Origin of the sequence: Mesorhizobium sp. M8A.F.Ca.ET.021.01.1.1 (genome assembly GCF_003998025.1) — a bacterium.
Taxonomy (GTDB): Bacteria; Pseudomonadota; Alphaproteobacteria; order Rhizobiales; family Rhizobiaceae; genus Mesorhizobium.
Genome location: NZ_RZSJ01000211.1, coordinates 1 through 9,275 on the forward strand (window position 1 = coordinate 1; position 9,275 = coordinate 9,275).

General features: G+C 65.9%; 8 protein-coding genes and 1 pseudogene. 3 read left to right on the forward strand and 6 right to left on the reverse strand.

The features are described from left to right. The 3 genes from EOA36_RS17660 to EOA36_RS17670 form a co-directional block, all read left to right on the forward strand. Positions 1–913: ATP-binding protein (locus EOA36_RS17660; RefSeq protein WP_145969202.1), on the forward strand; the 913-nt coding region annotated here is incomplete at its 5' end. Next, positions 910–2,262 (forward strand): sigma-54 dependent transcriptional regulator, encoded by a 1,353-nt coding sequence (locus tag EOA36_RS17665; protein WP_127278728.1) that lies wholly within the window; start codon positions 910–912, stop codon positions 2,260–2,262. The genes EOA36_RS17660 and EOA36_RS17665, both read left to right, overlap by 4 nt. Before the next feature lie 29 nt (positions 2,263–2,291). Continuing rightward, positions 2,292–2,717, forward strand: coding sequence for a GNAT family N-acetyltransferase (locus EOA36_RS17670; protein WP_127278729.1), 426 nt, complete (start codon positions 2,292–2,294; stop codon positions 2,715–2,717). Here the strand turns inward: EOA36_RS17670 and EOA36_RS17675 are convergent, their stop codons facing one another. The 6 genes and pseudogenes from EOA36_RS17675 to EOA36_RS17705 form a co-directional block, all read right to left on the reverse strand. Beyond that, complete coding sequence (locus tag EOA36_RS17675) at positions 2,718–3,833, reverse strand: anhydro-N-acetylmuramic acid kinase (protein ID WP_127278730.1); 1,116 nt, start codon at positions 3,831–3,833, stop codon at positions 2,718–2,720. 4 nt (positions 3,834–3,837) lie between these two features. Continuing rightward, positions 3,838–4,842: a serine hydrolase gene (locus EOA36_RS17680; protein ID WP_127278731.1), complete on the reverse strand. Its 1,005-nt coding sequence runs from the start codon at positions 4,840–4,842 to the stop codon at positions 3,838–3,840. Positions 4,843–5,050: 208 nt separating this feature from the next. Next, positions 5,051–6,799 (reverse strand): ABC transporter ATP-binding protein, encoded by a 1,749-nt coding sequence (locus tag EOA36_RS17690; protein WP_127278732.1) that lies wholly within the window; start codon positions 6,797–6,799, stop codon positions 5,051–5,053. A gap of 4 nt (positions 6,800–6,803) precedes the next feature. Then, positions 6,804–7,634: pseudogene (locus EOA36_RS17695) on the reverse strand (ABC transporter permease); the annotation flags it as partial. Further along, a complete protein-coding gene (locus tag EOA36_RS17700; protein ID WP_127278733.1) occupies positions 7,634–8,593 on the reverse strand; it encodes an ABC transporter permease in 960 nt (319 codons plus the stop codon). The pseudogene EOA36_RS17695 and the gene EOA36_RS17700, both read right to left, overlap by 1 nt. 34 nt (positions 8,594–8,627) lie before the next feature. Next, positions 8,628–9,275: ABC transporter substrate-binding protein (locus tag EOA36_RS17705; RefSeq protein ID WP_245464394.1), on the reverse strand; the 648-nt coding region annotated here is incomplete at its 5' end.

The following is a 9,275-nucleotide window of genomic DNA, read 5'->3' on the forward strand; positions in this document are numbered from 1 at the left end:
CCTGACGACGCTGCTCGGGCTGTTGTTGACGGGCTTGCTTGCCTATGTGCTCACCCGGCGCCGCCGCACAAGCCGGCTGCGGCAGGAGGCGCTGGCCCGCATGAACATCGAGCTGGAGAGCCGGGTCAGCACAAGGACGGCCGAATTGACGCGATCGAATACGGCGCTTGCCGGCGAAATCGCCGAGCGCGAAAACGCCGAGGCCAAGGTCCGCCGGCTCCGCGACGATCTCGCCCAGGCCAACAGGCTCTCCATCCTCGGCCAGATCGCCGCCGGCGTCGCGCATGAAATCAACCAGCCGGTCGCCGCCATCCGTACCTATGCCGAGAATGCCGGCCGCTTTCTCGACGCCGGCAAGACCGAACCGGCGAGCGGCAATCTGACGTCGATCGTCTCGATGACCGAACGCATCGGCGCCATCACCAGCACCTTGCGCAGTTTCGCCCGCCGGCCCGGCGTTGCGGCATCGCCACTGCCGGTGCGCGAGGCGATCGAAGGTGCGCTGTCGCTTCTGTCCGGCCGCATCCGCGATTCCGGCGTCACCATCGTCAAGCCGCACGGCACCGCCTCGCCATTGGTGATGGCGAGCCGCATCCGGCTGGAGCAGATCCTCGTCAACCTGTTGCAGAACGCGCTGGACGCCATGAAGGACCGGCCCGATCCCCGCATCGAGATCGACCTCGCCGAACGTGACGACCGGGTGCTGATTTCGGTGCGCGACAATGGTCCCGGCCTCGGGCCGGAAGCCGCCGGAAATCTGTTCATGCCGTTCCAGACCACCAAGGAGAAGGGGCTTGGCCTCGGCCTGGTGATCTCGCAAGAGATCGCCCAGGAATTGGGCGGCACGCTGCGGCTCGACCCCGACACCGCCGGCGGCGCATCCTTCACCATCGACTTGAGGCGGATCGAATGACCGAGGGATCAGGGCTGGTGGCGCTCGTCGATGACGATGCGGACCTGCTGCATGCCACCACGCAACTGCTCGAACTTGCCGGTTTCACAGTAATTGCGCTGAAGGCCGCCGAAGCGGCGCTCGGCGTTGTCGACGAGAGTTTCGAAGGCGTGGTGGTCAGCGACATCCGCATGCCCGGCATGAACGGTCTGCAGCTCTTCGACCGCGTCAAGGCAGTTGACGCCGACTTGCCGGTGATCCTGGTTACCGGGCATGGCGATGTCGATCTTGCGGTCGCCGCGCTCAAGGATGGCGTCTACGATTTCATCCCGAAACCCTATGCGGCGGAGCGCTTGGTCGAGGCGCTGAAACGGGCATCGGAGAAGCGGCGGCTGGTGATGGAAAACCGGCGGCTGCGCGAAGCCGCGGCACTTGCCGCCGACGGTATGCCGTTGATCGGCGAGGCGCCCGCCATCCGCCGATTGCGCGAGACCTTGCGCCAGATCGCCGACATGGATGTCGACGTGCTGGTGGAAGGCGAGACGGGAACCGGCAAGGAAGTGGTGGCCGACCTCCTGCACAGATGGGGCAGGCGCCGTGCAAAGCCCTTCGTGGCGCTGAACTGCGGCGCCCTGCCGGAGACCGTCATCGAGAGCGAACTGTTCGGTCACGAGGCCGGCGCGTTCACCGGCGCGCAGCGGCGACGCATCGGCCGCGTCGAGCACTCCAGCGGCGGCACGCTGTTTCTCGACGAGATCGAATCCATGCCGCCGGCCCTGCAGGTCAAGCTCTTGCGGGTGCTGGAAACGCGCAGCCTCACCCCCCTCGGCTCGAACGAGACACGGCGCCTCGATCTCAGGGTCGTCGCGGCGACCAAGGTCGATCTCGGCCGGCCGGATCAACGCGGCGATTTCCGCGAGGACCTCTATTTCCGCCTCAACGTGGTGACGCTGCGCATCCCGCCCCTGCGCGAGCGGCGCGGCGATATCCCGATGCTGTTCGGGCATTTCCTCGGCAAGGCCGCGGAACGCTTCGGCCGGCCTGTCGGCAAGGTGAATGCCGCCGTGAGCGATTATCTCCAGTCGCACGACTGGCCGGGCAATGTGCGTGAACTGGCGCATTTCGCCGATCGTGTCGCGCTCGGCCTTGGGCCCGATGACGAGGCCGGCGCGAGCCCCGCGCGGCCGGGGCCTGCCGCCGCGCTGCCCGAAAGGGTTGGGCAGTACGAGGCGCAGCTCATCCGCGACGCGCTACGCGACCATGGCGGCGACGTGCGCGGCGCCATCGACGCGCTCGGCGTGCCGCGCAAGACGTTCTACGACAAGCTCAAGCGCTATGGCATCGCCGCATCCGACTTCCGCCCCTCTTGATGCTTCCAACCCCGCAATCCGGAAAAGCCATGAACACCACGCTCGAAACGACCGCCAATCCCCGCCCGGAAGAACTCGCCTTTCTCGGTGAACGGCTGACGGCGTTCAACGATAGCGATGTCGGCGCTTCCCAGAGGAAGGCACTGGCCGTTTTCGTCCGCGACGAGGCCGGTGCGATCGTCGCCGGGATCTCCGGCTATACCGCCTGGGGCTGGCTCTATGTGCAATGGCTGTGGGTCGATGAAAGGCTGCGCGGCCGGCACATGGCTGGCCAGATGCTCGAGGCGGCCGAACAGGAAGCCGTGGCGCGCGGCTGCCACGGCGCGTTGATCGACACCTTCAACCCGAACGCCGACAAGGTCTACCAGCGCCAGGGCTATCAGCCGTTCGGCACCCTTGCCGATTTCCCCGTCGGCCGCAGCCGTATCTTCCTGCAGAAAAGGCTGGTTGCGTGATCAGCCTGCCAGTTTGCCGCCGCGCATCGGCTGCGGCGCACCCGTCGTGCTCGGGAAACTGATCGGCAGGCCACGCAGGACGCGGACCGCGAGGAAGGCGAAACACTCCGCCTCCACTGCGTCGCCACTCCAGCCGAGGCTTTCGGCCAGCACCACCTCGACGCCAGCGCGGCTGGCCAGCATGGCCATCATCGTCGGGTTGTGGCGGCCGCCGCCACTGACCACCAGCTTCTTCGGCCGGCTGGGCAGGAGGTCGAGCGCCTTGCCTACGGCGCCGGCCGTGAAGGCGGTGAGCAGGGCGGCGCCATCCTCGGCATCGAGGCCGTCGGCCATGGCGGCGCCGAAATCGAAACGGTCGAGCGATTTCGGATAGGGCTTGCTCAGATAGGGATGCTGCAACAGCTTGGCGAGCCGGGCTTCATCCACCTTGCCCGCGCCGCCCAGCGCGCCGTCGCGGTCCATTTCGCCGAGCCCTTTCGACTTGATGAAATCGTTGAGCGGCGCGTTGGCGGGGCCGGTGTCGAAGGCGATGACATTGTCGGCGCCGTCCCACCAGGTGATGTTGGCGACGCCGCCGAGATTGAGCACGGCCACTTCGCCACTGGCGCCGGCGCTGCGCATCAGCGCGGTGTGATACGCGGCTGCCAAGGGCGCGCCCTGTCCGCCGGCGCGCATGTCGGCCGAGCGGAAATCATAGGCAACCTTGGTGCCCAATATCTCATGCATCAGCTCACCATCGCCGAGCTGCCGGGTCTGGCCGAGCCGTCCGACCTGCGGCGCCCGATGCAGCACGGTCTGGCCGTGGAAGCCGACGACGCCAATCTCGGCCATCGTCATGCCGTGGCCCTCGACCAGTTCCTTGACCGCCGCCGACTGGGCGCGCGTCAGCGCCTCTTCGGCCTTGCGGAAGATCGCCGGTTCTGGCCCGGTGAAATTCCAGGCCCTGGCCGCCGTCAGCGTCTCTTCCAGCAAGGAGCGGATCGATTGGGGATAGGGCATCAGCCGGTAGGTACCGAAATCGTCGATCCGCTCGCCGTCGGTCTTGATCAGCGCCACGTCGATATTGCCGTCAAGTACGGTGCCGGTCATCAGGCCGACGGCCCAGATTGGTTCCATGGTCCTAGTCCCTGTTGATGAGATCGCCGACCGCCTGCCGCAGCGAAACGATGCCGCTGTCGAAATGACGTGTCGGATGAATGCGGTTGGTGAGCAAGGTCCATGCCTTGCCTCTGTCGAAGTCGATCCACAGCCCGGTGCCGGTAAAGCCGGTATGGCCGATCGTTCCCGGACCGCACAGCGCACCGCCGGACCACCCTTCATAAGGGCATTCCCAGCCATGGGTGCGGGTGGCCGACAAGGGCGTACGCATCAACGCGATCGAACGCTCAGATGCGCCGGTGCCGTCCAGCAGCGCTTGCGCGAAATCGAGCACCGAAGCGGCCGTGCCGAACAGGCCGGCATGACCCGCACCTTGCAGGGCCGAGCAATTGTCGTCGTGCACCTCGCCCGACAGCACGCGATGGCGCCAGGTGCAGTCCTCGGTCGCGGCGGTGGCATCGGGTTCAGCGAACCAGGCAAAACCCGGCCCGGGCTCCATGTCGCGGATGCTCTTGCCCGACAGCCGCTCCAGCGCGAAGCCGAGCAGGATGAAGTTGATGTCGGAATAGACGGGATCACGGGCGCGCCATTCGCGCTGCAGGATGAAGGCGCGCAGCAGTTCGGGATCGCGTCCATAGGTGTAAATCGGCTCGACGGCAGGGAAGGGCGTCTGGTGGCCGAGGCACTGGCGGAAGGTCACCTTCCGCTCCCAGGCGTTCGCGTCATACTGGCGAAGGTCGGGAAGCAGGGTGATCAGCGGCGCGTCGAGATCGATGGTGCCGTCCTGCGCCAGCGCCAGGATGCGTGGCGTGGTGAAGATCACCTTGGTCAGGGACGCCAGGTCGAACCAGGTGTTTTCCCGCATCGGCCTGACCTTGGGCACGAGCTGTGCCGAGCCAATTGCGCGGACGATGCGTTCGCCACTTTTGTCGACAATGCCGAGCACGCCGCCGGGGATACACTTGGCCGAGACGGCCGTTGCCAAGGGCGCGAATGCGCGATTGAAGATCTGGGCGAGGTCGCTCAATGCCGGCCTCCTTCGGAGAAGTAGCGCTCTACGGCGCGCCCCTCTGTCCTGCCGGACATCTCCCCCTCTAGGGGGGAGATTGGCAGTTCGTGCGCGGCGCCAGCCCTCAGACGTTGGAGATTGGCGAAAGCCGTGACGGCATCCGATCTCCCCCCTAGAGGGGGAGATGCCCGGCAGGGCAGAGGGGGGCGCTGTCCCGCTGACATGTCTAGGTTTCCATCCTCACTTTGTGATCCGCCCCAAACTTCTCCCATTTCGCCGGCGCCGGTTCATACCCCTGCGGCCTGACCAGCGAAGGGACCTGACGCGTGTCGATCTCGAAATGCTCGTGCCGACGATCGATCGCCGGAACGGCTGATATCAGCTTCTTCGTATAGGAATGCCTCGGCTTCGACAGCACGGACTGCGCGTCGCCGATCTCGACGATCTGGCCGGCATAAATGACGGCGATGCGGTGCGCGATCCGTTCGACCACCGCCATATCGTGCGAGATGAACAGATAAGCCAACCCAAACTCGCGCTGCAGGTCGACCAGCAGCTCCAGCACCTTCGCCTGCACCGAGACATCGAGCGCCGAAACCGCTTCATCGAGAACGACCACGGACGGGTTGAGCATCAGTGCGCGGGCAATACATAGCCTTTGCCGCTGGCCGCCGGAGAATTCATGCGGATAGCGCTCGAGGCTGTTCTTGGGCAGGCCGACGCGTTCGAGCAGGCTCGCCATCCTGGCCCGTGTTTGGGCATCCACCCGCCCACCGGTGGCGATGACCGGCTCGGCGAGGATGCTCTCGATGGTGAGCCTCGGGTTGAGCGACGCGTAGGGGTTCTGGAACACCATCTGCACGGGCTTGGCACTGCGCTCCGCCGACGCCATTCGGCTGGCGACGGAGAAATTGCCACGCGTCGACCGCACCAGCCCCAACACCGCCTTGGCGGTGGTGGATTTGCCCGAGCCGCTCTCGCCGACGATGGCCAGCGTCTCGCCTTGCATCAGGTCGAAGTCGACGCCGTCGACGGCATGCACCGCGCCGGTCGCGCGACTGAAGAAACTGCTCTTGAGCGGAAACCGCACCACGAGCCCATCGACCTTCAAGGCCGGCTGCGTGTTCGCGCCCTTGTCGCGCAGCCCGTCCGCGCGCGTGGCCCGACCGCTGGCGAAATGCGGCACGTCCTGCAGCAGATGCTGCGTGTAGGGATGCTGGGGGCTATCGAGGATCTGGTTCAGTTCGCCGTGTTCCACGGCCTCTCCGTTCTGCATCACCATCACCTTGTCGGCGATGCCGGCGACCAGGCCGATATCGTGCGTGATGAAGATCATCGACATGCCGCTTTCGCGCTTCAGCTCGGCCAGCAGCGCCATGATCTGTGCCTGCACCGTCACGTCGAGCGCCGTCGTCGGCTCGTCGGCGATCAGCAGGCGCGGATTGCAGGCGAGCGCAATGGCAATCATCACCCTTTGCAGCATGCCGCCGGACAGCTGGTTGGGCGTGTATTTCAGCCGTCGCGCGGCATCGGGAATGCGCACGCGGTCGAGCGCGTCCCTGGCTGCCGCCGTCGCTTGCCGGCCCGTCAGCCCGCGATGCAGCCGGAACGATTCCTCGATCTGCGTGCCGATGGTCAGCACCGGGTTGAGCGACGTCATCGGTTCCTGGAAGATCATGCCGATTTCGGCGCCGCGAATGCCGGTCAGTTGTGGCTCGGTTGCGGTCGCCAACTCGAAGATGGTCCCATCGGCCCGCTTGAGCTTCATCGAGCCGCCGGTGATGCGGCCGCCGCCGAAGTCGACGAGCCGGTTGATCGACAGCGCGGTGACGGATTTGCCCGAGCCGCTCTCGCCGACAATGGCCAGCGTCTCGCCGTCGGCGACATCGAAACTGACGCCGCGCACCACTTCGTTGGCCTGGGGATTGCGGCCGAAGCCGACGCGCAGGTCTAAAACCGAGAGGAGCGGGGTCATGCAACGCCCTTCGCATCTTCGGGTCGAGAATGTCGCGCAAGGCGTCGCCCAGCAGGTTGAAGCCGAGGATGCTGATCATGATCGCCAGGCCGGGGAAGATCATCAGCCAGGGCGCCGTCTCCATCAAATTGCGGCTGTCGCTCAGCATCAGGCCGAGCGAGGCGGCGGGCGGCTGCGTTCCGAGGCCAAGGAAACTCAAGCCGGCTTCCGTCAGCAGCGCCCAGGCGAGCGCCAGCGTCACCTGCACGGTCAAGGGCGCCACAAGGTTGAGCAGCAGATGCCGCGTCACGATGTAGGACGAACTGCTGCCGAAGGTACGCGCCGCATCGACGAACTCGCGTGTCTTGAGCGACAGCGCGGGGCCGCGAACCACCCGCGTGAAGATCGGCGTGTAGACGATGCCGATGGCCACCACGCTGGTCCAGGTGCCCGGCCCGGCAACGGTAACGATGAGCAGCGCCAGCAGGATCGCCGGGAAGGCCAGCAGCACATCCATGACCCGCATCACCACGCCGTCCCAGCGGCGGCCGAGCCAGGCGGCGGCAAGCCCCAGCACCGTGCCGGCAAGGGTGGCGAAGGCAACCGAGAAGAAGGCGACCGTGAAGGACTGGCCGATGCCCGCCATCAGCCGGCTGGCGACGTCGCGGCCGAACAGGTCCGTGCCCATCCAGTAGCCGGCGCTCGGCGCGTGCAGACGGTCGATGCGGTATTGCGTGATCGGATTGTGCGGCGTCAGCCCGAGCAGGCCAAGGATGGCGAGCAGCAGATAGACGCAGACGATGCCGCCGCCGATGCGGCCGCTGCCATGCCGGAAGACGGCGCGCAGGATGCGCATCACTGTTCCCCAAGCCGGATGCGCGGATCGAGCGCGACATAGGCGAGGTCGACCAGGAGATTGACGATCATGAAGTTGAAGGCGATGAACAGCACGCTTCCCTGCACCAGCGCGTAGTCGCGCTGCAGGATGGCGTCGAGCACCATGCGCCCGAGGCCGGGCAGGGCGTAGATCTGCTCGACGATGACCGCGCCTCCCAGCAGATAGCCGAACTCGATGCCGCTCAGTGTCACGACCGGGATCAGCGCGTTGGGCAAGGCATGCCGCCAGATGACGCTGCGCGCCGAGGCGCCCTTGCTGCGCGCGGTTCGCACATAATCGTCGCTCAGCACGTCGAGCATGGCGGAACGGGCTATGCGGGTGACGGACGCCGCGAAGGCGAAGCCGAGCGTGATGGCGGGCAGGATCAACTGGCTGAGATTGCGCAAGGGATCCTGCCAGAGCGGCGCGAATTCCCCCATCGCCGGCAGTACGCCGAAGCCTGCCGAAAGCGTGTAGATGATCAGCAGTCCAAGCACGAAGCTCGGCGTCGACTGGCCGATCATGGCGACGATACGCACGCCGAGATCGGACGGCTTCTCATTGTGGGTGGCCGCGTAGATGCCCGCGGGCATGCCGACGGCGAGCGCGATGACCATCGACAGCAGAGCCAGTTCGAGCGTCAGCGGGAAGCGCTCGAGGATAACGTCGAGAACCGGCCTGCCATAGGTGACGGAGATGCCGAAATTACCGTGCAGGATGCCACCGACCCAGCGCCAGTACTGGATGAACCAAGGCTGGTCGATGCCGAAATAGGCGGCGAGCGAATCCCGCTGTGCCGGCGTCAGCAGGCCGGCTTCGGTGCCCAGCATCGCCGTGATCGAATCGCCGGGCACCATCCTGATCGCGACGAAGACCAGGATGGACACGCCAAGCAGGACGAGAGGAAACGTCGCCAGCCGTCGCAAGAGATAGTCCACGCGAAGAAGTCCTCTCGTCCAATGCCTCCGGCGGCTACTGCTGGATGGTAACCTTGCTCAGGCTGAACAGCGTGCCGGTCGGCGTCGGCACGAATCCGGCGATGTTCTTCTGCTGCGCCGTGTAGCTGTAGGACGTGTAGAGCCAGATCCAGGGCGACATCTCGGCGAGATGCTTCTCGAACGCGGCGAAGATCGCCTTGCGTTTGGCCGGGTCGGTCTCGGCGCGGCCCTGCTGCATCTGGCTGTCGAGCGTGTCGTCGATGTAGTTCGACACCTTTTGCAGATTGCCAGCCTTGGTCCAGTAGCGGTTGTACATGGTGTAGGGGTCGGCACGGCCGCCATTGAGCGCGATCGCCATGTCGAAATCGCCCTTCAGCCAGGCGTCGACATAGACGTTGAGCTCCATCATCTTGATGTCGAGCTTGACGCCGATTTCAGCGAGCTGCGACTGGATGACCTGGGCTTCCGCCGCCGCCGTCGGCGGCTCGCCGGTGGCCCCGATCACGGTCGCCGAAAAGCCGTCGGCAAAGCCGGCCTCGGCCATCAGCTTCTTGGCCTTCTCGACATCGCGCTTGTAGCAGAACAACTGGGTCGGATCGGTGGCGAGCGCCGGGATGGTCAGCGGCCCGGTGACTTTGCCTTCGCCGAGCGAAGCGGTGTCCAGCACCTCCTGCCGGTCGAT

What these genes read in the sequence shown, in the direction of transcription:
- EOA36_RS17665 (WP_127278728.1), top strand. Translation starts at nt 910, where the DNA reads ATGACCGAGGGATCAGGGCTGGTGGCGCTCGTCGATGACGATGCGGAC.
- EOA36_RS17670 (WP_127278729.1), top strand. Translation starts at nt 2,292, where the DNA reads ATGAACACCACGCTCGAAACGACCGCCAATCCCCGCCCGGAAGAACTC.
- EOA36_RS17675 (WP_127278730.1), bottom strand. Translation starts at nt 3,833, where the DNA reads ATGGAACCAATCTGGGCCGTCGGCCTGATGACCGGCACCGTACTTGAC.
- EOA36_RS17690 (WP_127278732.1), bottom strand. Translation starts at nt 6,799, where the DNA reads ATGACCCCGCTCCTCTCGGTTTTAGACCTGCGCGTCGGCTTCGGCCGC.